The sequence below is a fragment of the Telluria sp. RB2R28 genome, from assembly GCF_059685835.1.
Window position 1 is genome coordinate 127,398 of the sequence record NZ_JCASIK010000003.1, and the last position, 16,905, is coordinate 144,302.

Annotated in this window: 15 protein-coding genes; 9 read left to right on the plus strand and 6 right to left on the minus strand. The window is 63.7% G+C overall.

Annotation, left to right across the window (positions count from 1 at the left end; genetic code table 11):
• Positions 1 to 14: 14 nt before the first annotated feature.
• Positions 15 to 695, plus strand: a complete 681-nt coding sequence (locus AC56LV_RS12905; RefSeq protein ID WP_499558159.1) for a PEP-CTERM sorting domain-containing protein — start codon at positions 15 to 17, stop codon at positions 693 to 695.
• 797 nt (positions 696 to 1,492) lie between these two features.
• Here the strand turns inward: AC56LV_RS12905 and AC56LV_RS12910 are convergent.
• From AC56LV_RS12910 to AC56LV_RS12925, 4 genes are all read right to left on the minus strand, one after another.
• Positions 1,493 to 2,857: a hypothetical protein gene (locus tag AC56LV_RS12910; protein WP_499558161.1), complete on the minus strand. Its 1,365-nt coding sequence runs from the start codon at positions 2,855 to 2,857 to the stop codon at positions 1,493 to 1,495.
• A 223-nt stretch (positions 2,858 to 3,080) separates the two neighbouring features.
• Positions 3,081 to 3,434: a hypothetical protein gene (locus AC56LV_RS12915; RefSeq protein ID WP_499558163.1), complete on the minus strand. Its 354-nt coding sequence runs from the start codon at positions 3,432 to 3,434 to the stop codon at positions 3,081 to 3,083.
• A gap of 87 nt (positions 3,435 to 3,521) precedes the next feature.
• The gene (locus AC56LV_RS12920; RefSeq protein ID WP_499558165.1) at positions 3,522 to 3,932 is read right to left on the minus strand and encodes a hypothetical protein; all 411 of its coding nucleotides are present in this window, start codon (positions 3,930 to 3,932) and stop codon (positions 3,522 to 3,524) included.
• 155 nt (positions 3,933 to 4,087) lie between these two features.
• Entirely contained in the window at positions 4,088 to 5,671 is a 1,584-nt protein-coding gene (locus AC56LV_RS12925) for a MutS-related protein (protein ID WP_499558167.1), read from the minus strand.
• A gap of 221 nt (positions 5,672 to 5,892) precedes the next feature.
• Here AC56LV_RS12925 and AC56LV_RS12930 point away from each other — a divergent pair, with 221 nt between their 5' ends.
• The 8 genes from AC56LV_RS12930 (at position 5,893) to AC56LV_RS12965 (ending at position 15,965) form a co-directional block, all read left to right on the plus strand.
• Positions 5,893 to 7,671 carry a YbhB/YbcL family Raf kinase inhibitor-like protein gene (locus AC56LV_RS12930; protein WP_499558169.1) on the plus strand — a complete coding sequence of 593 codons (1,779 nt, stop codon included), beginning with the start codon at positions 5,893 to 5,895 and terminating at the stop codon, positions 7,669 to 7,671.
• A 157-nt stretch (positions 7,672 to 7,828) separates the two neighbouring features.
• Positions 7,829 to 9,097: an efflux RND transporter periplasmic adaptor subunit gene (locus AC56LV_RS12935; protein WP_499558171.1), complete on the plus strand. Its 1,269-nt coding sequence runs from the start codon at positions 7,829 to 7,831 to the stop codon at positions 9,095 to 9,097.
• A gap of 16 nt (positions 9,098 to 9,113) precedes the next feature.
• Positions 9,114 to 9,827, plus strand: coding sequence for an ABC transporter ATP-binding protein (locus AC56LV_RS12940; protein WP_183554333.1), 714 nt, complete (start codon positions 9,114 to 9,116; stop codon positions 9,825 to 9,827).
• A 9-nt stretch (positions 9,828 to 9,836) separates the two neighbouring features.
• Positions 9,837 to 11,144, plus strand: a complete 1,308-nt coding sequence (locus AC56LV_RS12945) for an ABC transporter permease (RefSeq protein WP_499558173.1) — start codon at positions 9,837 to 9,839, stop codon at positions 11,142 to 11,144.
• Between the two features lie 31 nt (positions 11,145 to 11,175).
• Positions 11,176 to 12,408 carry an ABC transporter permease gene (locus AC56LV_RS12950; protein ID WP_499558175.1) on the plus strand — a complete coding sequence of 411 codons (1,233 nt, stop codon included), beginning with the start codon at positions 11,176 to 11,178 and terminating at the stop codon, positions 12,406 to 12,408.
• A gap of 29 nt (positions 12,409 to 12,437) precedes the next feature.
• On the plus strand, positions 12,438 to 13,781 hold the full coding sequence (locus tag AC56LV_RS12955) for a sigma-54-dependent transcriptional regulator (RefSeq protein ID WP_499558177.1): 1,344 nt from the start codon (positions 12,438 to 12,440) through the stop codon (positions 13,779 to 13,781).
• A complete protein-coding gene (locus tag AC56LV_RS12960; protein WP_499558179.1) occupies positions 13,778 to 15,127 on the plus strand; it encodes a sensor histidine kinase in 1,350 nt (449 codons plus the stop codon). The genes AC56LV_RS12955 and AC56LV_RS12960 overlap by 4 nt, the downstream gene beginning before the upstream one ends.
• Positions 15,128 to 15,182: 55 nt before the next feature.
• A complete protein-coding gene (locus tag AC56LV_RS12965; protein ID WP_183554344.1) occupies positions 15,183 to 15,965 on the plus strand; it encodes a spermine/spermidine synthase domain-containing protein in 783 nt (260 codons plus the stop codon).
• On the opposite strand, the gene AC56LV_RS12970 is transcribed toward AC56LV_RS12965, so the two are convergent.
• On the minus strand, positions 15,934 to 16,434 hold the full coding sequence (locus AC56LV_RS12970) for a hypothetical protein (protein WP_499558180.1): 501 nt from the start codon (positions 16,432 to 16,434) through the stop codon (positions 15,934 to 15,936). The genes AC56LV_RS12965 and AC56LV_RS12970 overlap by 32 nt on opposite strands.
• Position 16,435: 1 nt before the next feature.
• Positions 16,436 to 16,822 carry a hypothetical protein gene (locus tag AC56LV_RS12975; protein WP_499558182.1) on the minus strand — a complete coding sequence of 129 codons (387 nt, stop codon included), beginning with the start codon at positions 16,820 to 16,822 and terminating at the stop codon, positions 16,436 to 16,438.
• Positions 16,823 to 16,905: the final 83 nt, after the last annotated feature.

Genomic DNA, 16,905 nt, shown 5'->3' on the forward strand with positions numbered 1-16,905 from the left:
TACAAGGAGCTTTTATGAAGTCTCGATTTCTCGTTGCCGCGGCCTTGTTCGCCGTGGCTTGCAGCAGCCAGGCCGCAGCCATCTACCGTCAGAACCTCGTTGTCAATGGCGATGCCGAAGCAGGCATGAACGGCTGGACGGGCTACCCGGACTACAACATGGTCCAGTCGGTGAACTATGGCAGCAACTGGGTGCTGCCCAGTCAGCCTGGCCCGGCCGATCGCGGCAGCAACATGTTTGCCGGGCTGGGGCAGTATGCCGTCGGATTCCAGACACTCGACTTGAGCGTGTCGACGACGACGAACATCTCGTATTCCCTGAGCGGCTGGCTTGGCGGTTGGGCCGACCAGGGCGATAACGCCTTGTTCTACGTGCAGTTTCTTGATGACCTCGACAACGAGATAGGCAGCTCCGCGATCGGTCCCGTCACCCCGGCGGATCGCGGCAACCAGACCGGCCTGTACTATCGCGAGGCAGCGGGATTCATGCCTACCGGAACCCGCAAGCTGTCCTTCTGGCTATCAATGGAGCGCCTCGTCTCGGGCGACAACGATGGCTATGCCGATAATCTGTCATTCGTCCTTCTGGAGCCCGTCAACGAGGTGCCGGAACCAGCCATGGCGTCGATGTTCCTGCTTGGCGCCGGCATGCTGGGATGGTCACGCCGCCACAGGAACCCGGCCAGCAAGGCGTAATCGGGGCCATGCAGCTTCGTAATAATTTTGCCGTAGAAAACTAGCGGAAAATGCTGGATGCCGGCCTAGCGACACTCGACCTTCTAAAACGCTTGCTACGACGTTTTCGCAAGGTCGAGAGTGGTAGAGAGACCCGGGAATACACGCCAATCGCACTTGTTTGCACAGGCTGGGTCGGGGCCGGTAGTTCGCATCAGCATAGGAGGTCGCAAGGCTTAAAATCCGGCGACCGCCTTGACAGGCAGCCGTCGGCCGAACCCGGCCGTTAAGGCCAGCGTAGCAGGTTGGCAGGTTGAAAATTCAGCGGTGACCGCAACAGGCCGGAACCGACACATTGCAGACATTCAGGCTATGACTTTAACGTCTCAGCGATTCGGCGCGTCAGGTGTCCGGCGAAAAATGCTATCGCTCCAAGACCAAACGCCATTGTTAGTACGACTGGCACGAGAACAATTGCAGATGAGCGCTCAGACGCCGTGCCTGCAACTAAACCCAAGGCAATCCAGCAGCACAGAGCCAGTGTCAAGCCTGCAAAAAATCGGGGCGCGTCTGCTTTGAAGCATCCCGCTACGAATGCGACTAGGACTGAGAAAAAAGCAGCCGTCGGCCCAAAGCCAGACGTTGCCGCCATGACAACTGCATAGATTCCAAACGCAACCGCGCCAGCTATCAGTGACCAACTTTGACATATCATTTTTGTGCGCAGACTAGGTCTATTAACAGCGTTTAAACGGTCGGCCCCATGTCCGCTTCTGGCGGAATGCAGCCTTATCGGCCCGAGGCAGACATCCAGCTCATCAGGTAAGGCCATGCAATTCAAAGACGTGCCGAAATGCTCCGTTCCTACAAAAGACATCTTGGCCGATAAGTTCCTTAAGCACTCGCCGGGTATGTACCGAAGTTAAGTCTTTGGCCTGTGCATCGGTCGGTTTGGTATAAATATTAGCGGACTCAGCCAGCCAATGTTGTAGCTCGCGGATCAGATGTTCCTTGCCCGGTGATTTGACTGGGCTGTTTGCCATCTTCAGGACGGTTGTGATCCATGTCCAAGGCTCCCGTCGCGCTAGTGAAAGGGCGAGTGCATGGTCAGATCTTTCCTCCACCAGGGTCAGTGCTTCGTCCAGATCGATGTATGCGCCGAGATCTTCCATCAACACGAGAGCCAGTTTTCGAACCCTGGGGAATTGGGAAAGTAGCGCAAATCGCAGGATTTCATCGCGGGCATCAGGAGCCAGACGGGCCCATGACATGACAGCAGTTGTCTGCGTCCGAGCATGCGGAAGGTCTGCAAACCGTCTGATGAGCGCGATATGGTCGCGCGTGCCACATGCCGCCAACGAGGCCAGGCAAATACGCGTCCTGCGCATCGCCAGTACGTCCTGTGTAAGGCGGTCGACATAAAACTGCGCAACCGGATAGGCTTTTTGTTTTAAGTACCACATCGCTACTTCACGTACCGACCTTTGCGAATCTAGTAGAGCCTGCTCGGCCAAAGCATCTGCGTGTTCGTCCGCAGAGGTCAATGCCTCGCGCAGAGCGACCGTGCGAACTGCGCCGAAGGCACTCGCCAACCCGGTTGCAGCCAAGGTTCTCCGCTCGTTTGCTTCCAGCGTACTTCCCAAACGCCAAGCGGCAAGCGACGTGCCGAAGTCGGCCCCCTTGGCGAGCACGCGCTGCGCCAACCGGTCTGCGCCAAGTAGGGAATGCGATTTGACGATGTCGAAGCAAGAGCGCGCAATCTCGCCAGTACCCATGACTGCCTCGGCAACTAGAGCATCGGCCCCCAAGGCGTCAACGACTGTGGCGTGGTATTTGTCAATCCAGTCGGAATGATTCTCGCGCTTGGCAAGTCGCAACCGATCAATTTCAGGAAGCGTTTTCAGGATGGCGGAGGGCGGGAGCAACGGTACAAGCGTGAGGAGCGCCGTGCGGGCAGCGTGACGTACTTGCGGAACCCAGTCGTTCAATCGCTCCAAGATTGCGTCGAGAAGCTCTGGCGAGCAGAGCTCGACAGCGCGGACCAGCACTCCCTCTCGCAGGAATCCGTCATGGTGGCGCGACCAATCGACCAGTTGGGAAATCGATGCTTTTTTCAGATCCTCGCGGACCCCGGGTGAAGTCTGCGGACGCGAACCGAAAAGAAAGCTTAATAGTTTGCTCATGCTGCAAGTCCAGAATGTAGGGGCGTTAAATTTGTTTGTTGCCGGTCTGGCGGTAGTGTTAAGCCCTCCGCGAATTGCGATGCTATCCTCACCAATCGTAACTCAGCGGGAGAGCAGCAATCCGTATTTGTGGGTATTCTGGTTCCTCGGTTAAATCACTGCTCTTTGGTGGTTGCCGATTTTCGGTTGCGTCCGCTTCCGACTCAAAGCAGTGGTTCGTTCTTCAAATAACGATGAAGTCAGGGTAGATTTGAAGGCTCTCGTATTGGGTCGAATTGTCATACAGGCGCAGCTGCAGTCCGTTCTGAAACCTGATCTCCATGGTCTGCTTGCTTAGCACGGCGCAACTATCGACCGTCTCGTTCATGAGCTTTTGAAAGGCCGTGGTAGTCCAATTTCGCTCTTCGTCCCACGTAGCGACTAGCTCCTCGCCCTCAAACACCTCAACCAAACTTTGAACGCAAATTCTGGTTCCTGAGTAGAAGAGAAATTGGACGTCGTACCGCCCGAGACAGATCTGATGTATCTCCGATCCGACGACGCCTTCCAGCTTTAAATCTTCCGAAAAGCCGTGCATTCGATTCCTTTGTATATCGGTAGATCGACAGGCCGGTGTCGACCCGAAGCGGAAGTACAGGTGCTGTCGGTCAGTACCGCTTCGGCATCACCAGTTGGCCCAGAGGACGACCCTTAACTCGGCATCAGGAACACCAAAGTCCTGCTGGAGTCCATAGATCTTTTCAAATACCACTTGCCAAGTAGAACTGGGAAGCATGTTCAATTTCTTCAGCTCTTCCAGAGTAGCGTAGGTGTGCCCGTGATCACCATTGTTTGCGTCATCCTCCATTCCAGCTTTTGTGACAGAGGCCATCCACTCTTGAACTTCCAAGCTCATATCCTCTGGAAGCCCTCGGTTTGCAAGCGGCGCATCCTTTCGAGCAAACTTGGCCAGACCAAAAATCTCGTTAGCAAAATGATCAGCAAGGTGAACGTTTTCGCCGACGCTGAAAGCTGAAAGCCACGGTCCCAGTGTCGGCCGACGCCTTTCTACAAAACCAAAGATGTCATATGGCATAGCTCTCCCGTCATGCCTGCGCTGTTGCCTCTACGGCCGCGCTGAATTCGATAAAGATCCGCTTCTGGCCGAAAGCGGCCGGTCAGCATGGCTCAGTGTACAAGCATGTTGCCGCCAGACGAAGTAACAGGTTTTTGTCAGGCGCCCCAAGCCGGTCAGGCCTGCTTTACCGTCGGCGCGCCGGTGGCCGGCTCCAGCAAGTGGCCGCTCAGCCAGTGCGCCACTTCGGCTGCCCTGCCCTCGATCTGTGGACCGAAACCCTGCTGCGCCAGCAGCGCAATCCCGTTCGGATTGCGCAGCACGCCTTTCTGCAGCACCGGCCGGCCGCTGGTCGTATCGATGCAGATCGCGTCGAATCCCGCCTGCAGCAGCGGCGCGAGCACCAGATTGTGCGACGACACCAGCACCAGGTCGTGCCTCGACAACTGCTCGAGCACCGCAGCGGCAGCAGACACCGGCTCGAGATGGTTTGTGCCGCGAAACACCTCGTCGATCAGGCACACACCCGCCGGCTGGCCGGCTGCCTCAAGCAGTTCGCGGGCACGCCGCAACTCCGCCATGTACAGGCTTTCGCCGCCGAGCAGCGAATCCTCGTTCTGCATGCTGGCGCGCACCGGCACCGCCGGCAGGCGCGCCCGCGTGGCGTAGCAAAAGCCGAACGCGCGCGCCGCGAGCAGGTTCAGGCCCACCATGCGCAGGAAGGTGCTCTTGCCCGACGCGTTCTGGCCCGAGACGAACGCGCCGCGCTCATGCAGCGACAATGACAGCGGCGCCGGCTGTGCCATCAGCGGATGCACGCCATCTTCCAGCAGCAGCTCGCGCGCCCCGCCACGTTCGGCCCAGCACCAGCGCGGCATCGCGTGCAGGTGCCGCGCCAGCGCCACGTCGGCTTCGAGATTCGCGCACGCCAGATAGCACTCGCGCAGAAACGCGCGCTGCCCGAACACGATGCGCGCCGTCCTGAAGTAATGCGCGATATTCCCGGCAGCGAACCAGTCGGCATACTGCCTGCCGCCCGGAATCATGCGCAGCGCGAAGGGCCGGTCGAGGCGCACATGCAGACGCGCAGCAGCCGCGCGCGCCGCCACGAACGGCTCGGTCAACGCCCCGCCACCCTTGCCGAGCAGGCCCACGGTGGCAAGCAGCGCGCCCAGCGAGCGGATGGTCGCGGTCCAGCCTTCAATCTCCTGGTGATAGCGGATCTGCAGCGCCATCAGCGGCGCAAGCGCAGCCAGCGTCAGCATCCAACCGAGCGGCGACGTCACCAGCGCCGCGACCGACACCAGCAGCAGCACCGGCAACAGCCACAACCAGCGTGACCACCATGGCGTCACGGGCCGCGTCTCGCTGAACAACAGCGCGGTGACGTCGACATCCGCATGGCGCAGTATCCGCAGTTGCGCGTGCAGCGCGGACAGGTGTGCAGGGTCGGCGATCAAGCCTTGCAGGCGCGTGCGCTGGGCGCTGCAGGCGGCATTGTCCACGCCCGCGCGCAGGCGCCGGTGCAGTACCTGGCGCCCGAAAATGCTGGCATCGGGCGCCAGCTTGTCCTCGAACGACGGCAGGAGCAAATCATCCCAGGTCTGGGCATCGATGCTGGCGTGGTTGAGGCCATCCTGATCGTGCAGACGCCCGAGATCCTGGGGTGTGAAGAAGTGGTTCGGAGGCGGCGCGGTCGATGGCGCCAGTGTGGCGATGGCGGAACGCCAGAGATGCTGCAGGTGGTCGAACGACGACAAGGTCAGTCCTGAAAAGAGCCGGCGGCGCCGGTTGCAAGGTGCATGTGCAGACGACATGGCGAACTTGCAAGAAGGAAAACGTTCCAGTGGCGAAATTATCTTTTTTGCATAATGGGCGCCGCTACAGACAATGTTCGTTTCCCAACATACCGGGGCGGTAAACACTGGCACGATGCCTTCTTGACCATCTCCATAACAATGTCCAGGAAAGGCAGGCCCTCATGAAACGCGCTTCGCTCGCCGCCGCACTATGCCTCGTGTTCGGCTCCGCCACTGCCCAACAGGGCGACGGCACCCAGTTCTCCACCAAGATCAACGTCTGGAAGCCCAACAAGGTCGCAGCGACGCCCGAGCGGATCCGTGCACTCAAGGCACCGCCCGGCTTCACGGTCAGCGCGTTCGCCACCGGCCTGAAAAATGCCCGCATCATCGCCGTCGCGCCCAGCGGCGACATCTATGTGAGCCGTCGTGACCAGGGCGACGTGCTGCTGCTGCGCGACACCAACAACGACGGGCGCGCCGACGGCGAGCCGATCACGGTGGCCAACCGCACCGGCGCGCATGGCCTGGCGATCCGCGACAACAAGCTGTATCTGGTGACGGTCAAGGAACTGTTCGTGGCCGACATCCAGAAGGATGGTCGCCTGGGCGAACTCAAGATGCTGATCGGCGACCTGCCCGATTCGGGCCAGCACCCGAACCGCACGATGGCCTTCGGCCCGGACGGCATGCTGTACCTGAGCGTGGGCAGCACCTGCAATACCTGCAACGAAAGCAATCCCGAAAACGCCACGCTGCTGCGCATTTCGCCGGATGGCAAGCAGCGCACCATCTTCGCCAGCGGCCTGCGCAACCTGATCGGCTACGCCTGGCATCCGACCACGGGCGAACTGTGGGGCTTTGACCATGGCATCGACTTCCTTGGCGACGACGTGCAGGCCGAAGAGATCAACAAGATCGAACTGGGTAAGCAGTATGGCTGGCCGCACGTGTATGGCGCCAATGAGATCTACCCGCAAAGCACGCCCGTGGGCGAGATCACCAAGGAGCAGTGGAAAGCGCGCAGCACGCCGATGGTGCTTGGCTACACGGCGCACGCAGCACCGATGCAATGGGTGTTCGGCGCCGGCAGCGCGTTCCCGGCCGAGTACCAGGGCGATGCCTTCGTGACGATGCGCGGTTCGTGGAACCGGGTGCCGGCATCGGGCTACGAAATCGTGCGTGTGCGCTACCAGAACGGCCAGCCGACGAAGGTCGAGCCGTTCGTCACGGGCTTCCTGACTGACGGCGGCAAGACCCACATCGCGCGCCCGGTCGGACTGGCGATGGCGAAGGACGGTTCGCTCTTGATGGCGGATGATGCCAACGGCGTGATCTATCGGGTCGCCTACACGGGTGGCAAGGCGATGGCGGCCACGCCGCCGAAGGCGCCAGCAGGCCCGCTCGAACAGCAAACCAGCAAAGGCACCAATGTGCCGCTAGCGCTCAAGCGCCCCGAGACCGAGGCAAAAGGGCAAATGACCGTCTCGTCGCCCAGCTTTGCCGCCAATGGCATGATGAACGAGCGCTATACCGAGTACGCCGATGGCGTCTCACCGGCGCTGGCGTGGAAAGCGGTGGCCGGTGCGAAGTCGTACGTGATCATCGCGGAAGACCCGGACGCCAAACCCGCCCTGCCCTTCGTGCACTGGGTGATGTGGAATATCCCGGCCAATGTCACCAGCGTGCCGGAGGGCGTGCAGGAGCAAGCCCGCCTGTCGGATCCGGACGGCGTGCTGCAGGGTCTCACGACGCGCGGTTCGCCGGGCTACTACGGGCCAAAGCCGCCACCGGGTGAAGCCGCGCACCGCTACCACTTCCAGGTGATGGCGCTCGACACGATGCTGGACGTGCCGTTTGGCGCCGACCGCGATCAGGTGCTGGCTGCGATGAAGGGCCATGTGCTGGCCAAGGGCGAAGTCGTCGGCAAGTACGCGCAGAAGCAGAAGCCGCAGAAGTAAGGCTGTAGAGCAAACCTCACCGGCGGCCGTGTCCGCGGCCGCCCGGACGGACACCGCGGACAGCAGTGTCCGCGAGTGTCCTCCATACGAATCAATGACTTAACGCTTGGCACGGATCGTGCAATAACGACCATCACACCGTCGTTACTGGACCACCATGATTCCCGAGCCATCCCGGCAGGACACTACCCTGACGCCGCCCCCGGCACAACGATTCAAGCGCCGCGCCTTGACGATCGGCGCGGCCGCTGCGCTGGTTGCCGTCAGCGCCACGCTGTACGCTGCGTGGAACAACAGCGAACACAGCGTCTCGGCCAGCCGCATCCGCATCGCCGAGGTGGCGCGCGGCACACTGGTGCGCGACGCCGCCGTCAATGGCCGCGTCGTGGCCGCCGTCAGCCCTACCCTGTATGCCACCGCGCCGGCCACCGTCAACCTGAAGGTCGCCGCTGGCGACACCGTCAAGAAAGGCGACGTGCTGGCGCTGCTTGAATCGCCCGACCTGACCGATGCCCTGAAACGCGAAGTGTCGACTTGGGAGCAGCTCAAGGCCGAAGTCGCGCGCCAGCACATCCTGTCGCGCAAGCAGAAGCTGCTGGCCCAGCGCGAAGCCGACACCGCCGAGATCGACCGTCTGTCGGCCCAGCGCACGCTGGAGCGCTACGACAGCGTCGGCCAGATCGGCATCATCGCCAAGATCGACTACCAGAAGGCCAAGGATGCGGTCAATTCGGCCGGCATCCGCGCCAGCCACGCCAGGCAGGCCGCCGCGCTCGAAGGCGACGACGTCGAACTGGCGATCAAGACCAAGACCAATGAACTGGAACGCCAGCGCCTGTCGATGGCCAATGCCCAGCGCCGCGTCGACGAACTGACCGTGCGCGCGCCGGTCGATGGCTTCATCGGCACGCTCAATGTGCAGAACCGGATGGTGGTCGCCGCCAACGCGCCGTTGATGACGCTGGTGGACCTGTCGCGGCTGGAAGTCGAACTGGAAGTGCCCGAAACCTATGCCGGCGACATGGGCCTGGGCATGCGCGCCGAGATCACCCTGCCGTCGGGGCGCGCCACCGGCACGCTGTCGGCGCTGTCGCCCGAGGTAGTCAAGAGCCAGGTGCTGGCGCGGGTGCGCTTCGATGGTGCGCAGCCGACCGGCCTGCGCCAGAGCCAGCGCGTCAGCGCACGCCTGCTGATCGAGGAAAAACCAGATGTGCTGATGGTGCAGCGCGGCCCCTTCGTCGAGAACGAAGGTGGGCGCCATGCCTACGTGATGCACGACGGCGTGGCGGTACGCACGCCGATCCGGATCGGCGCCACCAGTATCTCGGCCGTTGAAATCATCGACGGCCTGAAAGCCGGCGACAAGGTGGTGGTGTCGGGCACCGATGCCTTCGACAATGCCGCACGCGTCTCAATCAATCAATGAACCACGGAGCCAGACTATGCTGCGCATGACCAACCTGAGCAAGGTGTACCGCACCCACATGATCGAGACGCACGCGCTGCGCGGCTTCGCGATCCACGTCAGCCAGGGCGAATTCGTCACCGTGACCGGCCCCTCTGGTTCGGGCAAGACGAGCTTTCTGAACATCGCCGGCCTGCTCGAAGAATTCACATCGGGCGAATTCATTCTCGATGGCGTGAACGTCAAGGGCCTGGACGACGCAGCGCGCTCGCGCCTGCGCAACGAAAAGCTCGGCTTCATCTTCCAGGGCTTCAACCTGATCCCCGACCTGAACCTGTTCGACAACGTCGACGTGCCGCTGCGCTACCGCGGCTTCAATGCGCGCGAGCGCAAGGAACGCATCGAGGATGCCCTTGGCAAGGTGGGCCTGGCCTCGCGCATGAAGCACTACCCGGCCGAACTCTCGGGCGGCCAGCAGCAGCGCGTGGCGATCGCGCGCGCACTGGCCGGCAGCCCGAAGCTGCTGCTGGCCGATGAACCGACCGGCAACCTCGATACGCAGATGGCGCGCGGCGTGATGGAACTGCTCGAAGAAATCAATGCGGCCGGCACCACGATTTTGATGGTGACCCACGACCCGGAACTGGCCGTGCGCACTCACCGCAACGTGCACATCATCGATGGCCAGGTGTCGGATCTGGTGCGGCGCGCGCCATCGCTGCACCAGGCCCATACCGACGTCACGGCATAAGGAGCGGCGATGTTCAGCTATTACCTGATGCTTGGCGTGCGCAGCCTGCGCCGCAATCCGTATCTCACCGTGCTGATGGTGCTGACGCTGGCGATCGGCGTGGCGGCCAGCGTGTCCACGCTGACCATCCTGCACGTGATGTCGGGCGACCCGATTCCGGCCAAGAGCGAGCGCCTGTTCGTGCCGTTCGTCGACAACGGCGCGCGCAACGGTTACGTCCTTGGATCGGAGCCGATCGATATGCAGTCAACATACCAGGACGCGATGAATTTGCTGCGCATCGCGCCAGCCGAACGTGGTGTGGCGATGTTCGCCACTGGCATGCCGGTCGAGCCGCCACGCGCCGGCAGCGCGCCGTTCCAGTCATATGGCCTGGCGCCGACGCGTGCATTCTTCGCGATGTTCGACGTGCCGTTCCGGTACGGCCAGCCGTGGAGTGAAGAAGACGAGGCGCGCGGCGCCAATGTGGTGATCCTGAACCGCACCGTGGCCGAAAAAATGTTCGGCGAGGCCAACCCGGTGGGCCAGCGCCTGCGCATGGGCGGCGAACCGTTCACCGTGGTGGGCGTGCTGGGCGACTGGAACCCGATGCCGCGCTACTACAAGCTGATTGGCAGCGGCCCGGCCACCGGTGAAGAGTTCATGATCCCGATGGCCACCGCCGTGCGCAAGGAACTGCAGCCTTACGGCAGCGTCAATTGCAGCCAGGTCCGTGATCCGGGCTATGCCAGCCTGCTGGCCTCGGAGTGCACCTGGATCCAGCTCTGGTTCGAGACGCGCTCCGGTGCCGATCGCGCCGACCTGCAGGGCGCGCTCGAGAATTACGCCAGCGAGCAGCGCAAGCTGGGGCGCCTGCCACGCCCGGCGCCAGTCGAACTGTACGACGTCATGGGATGGATGGAAAAGCAGAAAGTGGTGGGCAACGACACCCGGTTGTCGGCCTGGCTCGCCTTCGGCTTTTTGGCCCTGTGCCTGGTCAACACGGTCGGCCTGCTGCTGGCGAAGTTCTCGGTACGCGCCGCCGAAGTGGGCATGCGCCGCGCCCTGGGCGCGTCGAAGCGCGACATCTTCCGCCAGTTCCTGATCGAGACGGGCGTGGTAGGCCTGGCCGGCGGCGTACTGGGACTGGGGCTGGCCGTCGGCGCGCTGGCCCTGATTGGCATGCAGAGCAAGAACATGGCGGCCGTGGCGCGCATGGACTGGCAAATGCTGGCCCTGACCTTCGTGCTGTCGATTGCCGCTGCAGTGATCGCGGGCCTGCTGCCAACCTGGCGCGCGTGTCAGGTCACGCCCGCCATCCAGCTCAAATCGCAATGAACGCTCACCACACCATCACGGGAGACTGACCATGGAAATTCGCCCCATCCTGTCGGCGCTCATGCGCAACAAGACCGGCCCCATTCTGGTGGCCATGCAGATCGCGCTGAGCCTGGCGATCCTGGCCAACGCCCTGCACATCGTCAATGAGCGGCGCGCCGTGGCGGCGCGGCCATCGGGGCTGCAGGACGAAGCCGCGACCTTCTATTTTTCGCTGCGTCATCTGAACCAGGACACGCCGGAACAGATGCTCACCGCGATCAAGCGCGAGCTCCAGGTGCTGCGCGCGGTGCCGGGCATGGCGGCGGTAGCGCAGGTGTCGCAGATGCCGATGTCGAACAGCGGCGGCACGTCCAGCATCGCAGCAGATCCGCGCCAGGCGCGCGAAAGCACTTACGCATCGACCTATTTCACGGGCGATTCGCTGGTCAGGACGCTGGGCCTGCAACTGGTCGAAGGGCGCGATTTTGCCAGCCCGGACATCCCCGAGGTAGACGAAACGACCAACGCCGAGGTGCCGACACAGATGATCGTGACGCGGGCCCTGGCCGGCAAGCTGTGGCCCGGTGCATCGGCGGTGGGCAAGACCCTGTACTTCGGCACCGGCGATGGCACGCCAAGCGCCCGGGTGATCGGGGTCGTCGAGCGCCTGGCGAGCGCCCACGCCGAAGTGGGCGAGCGCGGCGAATTTTCGATGATCATGCCCGCACGTCACTATGGCAGTGGGGGTGCGATGTATGCGATGCGCAGTGAACCGGGGCAGCGGGACCGCGTGATGCAGGCCGCCGAGCAGGCGCTGCGCGCATCGTCGGCCACGCCGATGATCATGCGCATCAAGACAACCCAGGAAGACCGCAAGAACCGCTACCGCGCCGACCTTGCACTGTCGTGGATGCTGGTGACGGTCAGTGTGCTGCTGCTCCTGGTCACCTGCAGCGGCATCGTCGGCATGGCCAGCCTGTGGGTGACGCAGCGCCGCAAGCAGATCGGCGTGCGGCGTGCCCTTGGCGCGCGCAAGATCGACATCCTGCGCTACTTCATCGTCGAGAACGTGATGATCACGAGCGCCGGCGTGGCTGGCGGCGTGCTGCTGGGCGTTGGTCTGAACCAGCTTTTGGTGACGAAGCTGGAGATGGCGCGCCTGCCGGTGGCGTACCTGATCGGCGGCGCCCTGATGTTCTGGGTGATCGGCATCCTGGCGGCGTATGGCCCGGCCTGGCGTGCGGCGCGCACCTCGCCGGCGCTGGCCACCCGCAGCCTGTGAGGGCGCGCGCGGGTGCTATGCTGGCGGCCATGCCCACCGTTCTCATCATTGACGACAACGCCGCCGTCGCCATGGCGCTCGACGTGCTGTTTTCGCTGCACGACATCGCCACGCTGCGCGCGCTCTCGCCCGAAGAAGGCCTGGACTTGCTGGCGCGCGAACCGATCGACCTGGTGATCCAGGACATGAACTTCACGGCCGACACCACGTCGGGCGAAGAAGGCGTGGCGCTGTTTCGAGCGATCCGCGCGCGCCACTCCGACCTGCCGGTGATCCTGCTCACTGCGTGGACGCACCTGGACGCAGCGGTCGACCTGGTCAAGGCGGGCGCCGCTGACTACCTGCCCAAGCCGTGGAACGACGAGCGCCTGCTGGCTAGCGTGTCCAACCTGATCGAACTGGGGCAAGCCAACCGCGCGCTGGGCAGCCGCCTGCAGCACGAACGCAAGGCGCGGCTGGCGCTCGAGCAGAACTTCGATCTGCGCGGTCTGGTCTGGCAAGACCCGGCCACCGAACGCGTGCTGCACCTGGCCTGCCAGGTCGCGCGCGCCGACGTGCCGGTGCTGATTACCGGCCCGAATGGCGCCGGCAAGGAACGCATCGCTGACATCATCAAGGCCAATTCGCAGGTGGCCGACGGCCCGTTCGTGGTGCTCAATTGCGGCGCCCTGCCGTCCGAACTGATCGAGGCCGAGTTGTTCGGCGCCGATGCCGGCGCCTACACGGGCGCGTCGAAAGCGCGCGAAGGCAAGTTCGAGGCGGCCGATGGCGGCACGCTGTTCCTCGACGAAATCGGCAACCTGCCGCTGGCCGGCCAGATGAAACTGCTGCGGGTGCTGGAGACGGGCCGCTTCGAGCGCCTGGGCTCGAACCGCGAACGCCAGGTGCGCGTGCGGGTGATCAGCGCTACCAACGCCGACCTGGGCGCGATGATCCGCGCCGGCACCTTTCGCGAAGACCTGTTCTACCGCCTGAACGTGATCGAGCTGCGCCTGCCGCCACTGGGCGCGCGCCCCGGTGACATCCTGCCGCTGGCCCATTCGTTCCTGGTCGCCGGCAAGGCGCTGCACCCGGCGAGCGAAGCGGCGCTGATGGCCTATCCGTGGCCCGGCAATGTGCGCGAACTGAAAAACGTGATGGCGCGCGCCAGCCTGCTGTCGCATGGCGATACCGTCATGGTGGCCGACCTGGGCCTGCCGGCAGCGAGCACGCCGGCACCGGCGTCAAACCAAGAAGCGGAGCCGGACCGCGCCGCACTCGTGGCGGCCCTGGCGCGTGCGGGCGGCGTGGTGGCGCAGGCGGCCGCCGATCTTGGCCTGTCGCGCCAGGCGCTGTACCGCCGCATGGAGCGCCTGGGTATCGCGCGGCCATGACGGACAGCGCGCAGCAGCCCAGGTTTTCCCTGGTCACGCGGCTGTCGGCGCTGGTGGGCACCCTGCTTGCGCTGGCGGTCATCGCTGCCCTCCTGCTGGATCACCTGCTGCCCGCCCGGCCGCTGCTGGTACTGGCCATCTGCCTGCTTGGGCTGGTGCCGCTGGCCGTCATCACGCTGCGCGCGCAGCTGCAGCCCGTGCTGTCGCTGTTCCGGGCACTCGAGGGCACCGTCGACAGCTACCGCGACGGCGACTTTTCGTGCAGCCTGCATTGGCCACACAACGATGAACTGCGGGACCTGATTGCCGCCCACAACAACCTGGGCAACGTGCTGCGCGAGCAGCGCCTGGGGCTGGTGCAGCGCGAACTGCTGCTCGACTCGATGGTGCAGAACACGCCGGTGGCAATGCTGCTGGTGGCCGATTCGACGACGCCCGGCGGCGCCATCGTGTTCGCCAACATCGCCGCGCGCCAGTTGCTGGCGCAGGGGCGCAAGCTCGAAGGCCACAGCCTGCAGGCGGTGCTCGATGGCGCTTCGGCAGCCCTGCGCGACGCGCTGGCGCGCGGTGGCGATGGCCTGTTTACCGCTGGTGAAGGCGAGGCCGAAGAGGTCTATCACCTGGCGCGCAGCACCTTCACGCTCAATGGCCGGCGCCATGAGCTGCTGCTGCTGCGCCACCTGACCGTGGAACTGCGGCGCCAGGAAGTCCAGACCTGGAAAAAAGTCATCCGCGTGATCAGCCACGAATTGAACAACTCGCTGGCGCCACTGGCCTCGCTGGCGCACTCCGGGGCCGAGCTGGTACGGCGCGGCCAGCTCGAACGCCTGCCGCAGATCCTGGAAACGATCGGCGAGCGCACGCGCCACCTGGAAAGCTTCATCTCGGGTTACGCACGCTTTGCCAAGCTGCCGACGCCGCGCCTGGAAGCCTGCAGCTGGCCGGCCCTGGTCACGCACCTGGCCGGCCAGGTGCCGTTTACTGTCGCGGGCGAGCTGCCGCCGGATGCGGCCTGGATCGACGCCGCGCAGCTCGAACAGGCGCTGCTCAATCTTCTGAAGAACGCGCACGAGTCGGGTTCCCGGCCTGACGATGTGCAGTTGCAGATACGGCGCGTGCAGGACCAGGTGCGCATCGACGTGATGGACCGTGGCAGCGGCATGAGCGACGCGGTGCTGACACATGCGCTGGTGCCGTTCTATTCGACCAAGCGCGCCGGCACCGGCCTTGGCCTTGCGCTCGCACGCGAGATCGCCGAAGCGCACGGCGGGCGCATCCTGCTGGCCAACCGCGACGGCGGCGGCCTGGCCGTAACGCTGTTCCTGCCGGCGCTGGCGGCGGCCTGAGAGACTGCATCGGCGGCTCTGGTAACATCGGCTTTGCCCTCCACCGCTTTGTGCCATGTCCGCCAAGTCACCCACCGTCATCGATCCGCGCTTCGCCCAGCCCGGCCATCCCCCTGCCACCATCGACGAATTCGAGGGCGTGCGCTTTTTGCACCTTGGCACCTCGTGGGTACAGGGCGCGATGCGGCTGGCCAAGCCGGACACGATCGAGCTCGAATACGTGCAGATGATGATGATGTGGACGCTGTTCCAGAGCGCGCCGCGCCATGTCGTGCAGCTCGGCCTGGGCAGCGCCGCGCTGACCAAGTTCACGTATGCCCGCTTTCCCGATGCGCGCGTGACAGCCGTCGAACTCAATCCCAACGTGATCGCGATCTGCCGCGCCCTGTTCGGGCTGCCGGAAAACGATGCGCGCCTGGACGTGCGCGAGCAGGACGCGATGGACTTCGTGCTCGATCCGGCCAACCACGGCAAGGCCGACGTGCTGCAGGTGGACTTGTACGACCAGGACGCGCGCGGCCCGGTGCTCGATTCGGAAGCGTTCTACCAGGGCTGCCTGGATTGCCTGGCACCGGGCGGCGTCATGACCGCCAACGTGTTCGGCGACTTCAGCAACTACGACAAGAATTTCCTGAACATGGAGCAGGTGTTCGACGCCGTCGTCTGGCTGCCCGAGGTGCACGATGCCAATGTGGTGGTGGTGGCGTTCCGGGACGCGCCGCAACTGGACTTTTCAGTGCTCTACGAGCGCGCCGGCGAGATCAAGCGGCGCCTGAACCTGCCGGCCAAGAACTGGGTGAACGGCCTCAAGGAATGGATGCGCGACCATCAAGGCTGACATGGCGCGCAGTGCCCGCCCGATGCCCCGCCTCGGGCGACGCCACGCCCAGTTCGGACGCCGGCACCGGTGCGCCCAGCACTGCGAACACGGTGCCGCATGACTCGCGCTCGAGCGCCAGCACGGGGAACACGCGTTCCAGGTTGGCGTACTTGGCCCAGGCGCCCGCGCCGCGCGACTGCGTTGGCGGAATCGACATCGCGGCATAGCCACGCGCGCCGCCCTCCACTGCTTCGATGCTGCGCCCGCGCGCTGCCCGCGCGTCGTCCAGCGGCACCGGAATGTCCGATGCGTCAAGGCAGCGCACGCGCAGCTGCGCGCCCGGAAGTGGGTGGTCGTTGATCTTCTGGTTGGGCGCGTGCCAGAGCTGCATCAGGACGATGCCGGTGGCGCTGTGGGCGTCCCAGGCGCTTTCGAGACTGCCGTAATGCTCGAGGCCATAGCGTTTGCAAAGCTGGGTGATATTCATGCTAATCGTTCCGTTGCCGTTGGCGCCGTTCCCGGACACGCCGGGCGGCGGGATCCTGCATGGCGCGCAGCAGGATCTCTCGTGAGACGTTGCAGCTTTCGAGGTACACCAGCCCTGCGTTGACGCCGCGCGTCTCGGCCAGGAATAACGCATATTCGGTGGCAAGCGCGGTTCGCTCGTCGGTTCGTCGCTGGATCATGGTGTGCTGCCTGAGGTGGTCGGCGGATTTCGCCCACGCGGCGCGCGGGCATGGTGAAATCCAGTCGGCGGGATGAACCGCCTGCCGCCGTGCCTGTTTGGCATGGTTAATGGCTATCCTAGCTTGTCGGGACCCGCGCACATTTGAAAAACTTGTTAAATAACGTAACAATAAAACAATACTTTTCAAACATTATTTCTTTTAGAAAAGTGCTTAATACTCAAAGCATTACTCGCTACTCATGAAAGTATTGTTTAACGAGCAAACCTGTC

Excerpts from the sequence above, each read along its gene's own strand:
- AC56LV_RS12905 (WP_499558159.1), top strand. The coding sequence starts at position 15 with ATGAAGTCTCGATTTCTCGTTGCCGCGGCCTTGTTCGCCGTGGCTTGC.
- AC56LV_RS12910 (WP_499558161.1), bottom strand. The coding sequence starts at position 2,857 with ATGAGCAAACTATTAAGCTTTCTTTTCGGTTCGCGTCCGCAGACTTCA.
- AC56LV_RS12915 (WP_499558163.1), bottom strand. The coding sequence starts at position 3,434 with ATGCACGGCTTTTCGGAAGATTTAAAGCTGGAAGGCGTCGTCGGATCG.
- AC56LV_RS12920 (WP_499558165.1), bottom strand. The coding sequence starts at position 3,932 with ATGCCATATGACATCTTTGGTTTTGTAGAAAGGCGTCGGCCGACACTG.
- AC56LV_RS12930 (WP_499558169.1), top strand. The coding sequence starts at position 5,893 with ATGAAACGCGCTTCGCTCGCCGCCGCACTATGCCTCGTGTTCGGCTCC.
- AC56LV_RS12935 (WP_499558171.1), top strand. The coding sequence starts at position 7,829 with ATGATTCCCGAGCCATCCCGGCAGGACACTACCCTGACGCCGCCCCCG.
- AC56LV_RS12940 (WP_183554333.1), top strand. The coding sequence starts at position 9,114 with ATGCTGCGCATGACCAACCTGAGCAAGGTGTACCGCACCCACATGATC.
- AC56LV_RS12945 (WP_499558173.1), top strand. The coding sequence starts at position 9,837 with ATGTTCAGCTATTACCTGATGCTTGGCGTGCGCAGCCTGCGCCGCAAT.
- AC56LV_RS12950 (WP_499558175.1), top strand. The coding sequence starts at position 11,176 with ATGGAAATTCGCCCCATCCTGTCGGCGCTCATGCGCAACAAGACCGGC.
- AC56LV_RS12955 (WP_499558177.1), top strand. The coding sequence starts at position 12,438 with ATGCCCACCGTTCTCATCATTGACGACAACGCCGCCGTCGCCATGGCG.
- AC56LV_RS12960 (WP_499558179.1), top strand. The coding sequence starts at position 13,778 with ATGACGGACAGCGCGCAGCAGCCCAGGTTTTCCCTGGTCACGCGGCTG.
- AC56LV_RS12965 (WP_183554344.1), top strand. The coding sequence starts at position 15,183 with ATGTCCGCCAAGTCACCCACCGTCATCGATCCGCGCTTCGCCCAGCCC.
- AC56LV_RS12970 (WP_499558180.1), bottom strand. The coding sequence starts at position 16,434 with ATGAATATCACCCAGCTTTGCAAACGCTATGGCCTCGAGCATTACGGC.